The following is a 421-nucleotide window of genomic DNA, read 5'->3' as shown; positions in this document are numbered from 1 at the left end:
CATGATAAATGATTTATGAAATAAACAAAATAGATAGCGAAAAACTGCCCCTAAAAAGTTAACAGCCCAAAAGCAATGCCAGAAGTTCACACCCCTGGCATTTTTAAATCTTGAGTTAACCCCAAGTCTATTTAGTTATTCCAATTGTAGATACAGGGAGATTTGTACTCTGTAACAAGCCTGCAGCCTTTTTTAATTTAATTGAAAGCAGATATTGTTTAGGTGAAATATCAAATTTCTGATGAAATAATCGTGTCATATAATTTACATGAATACCAAACTTATCCGCAATCTCACTCATTTTAAGGTTATATTGATAATTCAAATCCAAATAAAGACGAATTTCTTCGGTGTTAAACCGCAAACTCTACCCATAATAAAAAGTAATAAAACCGCAAATTAAATTAATAAACAGGTGGAA

Annotated in this window: 1 protein-coding gene; it reads right to left on the bottom strand. The window is 31.1% G+C overall.

Going from position 1 to position 421, the window contains the following annotated elements; genetic code table 11:
* Positions 1 to 127: 127 nt before the first annotated feature.
* On the bottom strand, positions 128 to 325 hold the full coding sequence (locus ACFOZZ_RS12480) for a helix-turn-helix domain-containing protein (RefSeq protein WP_376815351.1): 198 nt from the start codon (positions 323 to 325) through the stop codon (positions 128 to 130).
* Positions 326 to 421: the final 96 nt, after the last annotated feature.

The sequence above is a fragment of the Catenibacterium sp. GCM10023432 genome, assembly GCF_042651925.1.
GTDB lineage: Bacteria > Bacillota_I > Bacilli_A > Erysipelotrichales > Coprobacillaceae > Catenibacterium > Catenibacterium mitsuoka.
Note: the sequence above shows the minus strand (reverse complement) of the source record. Positions and strands in the feature narration are given on the sequence as shown.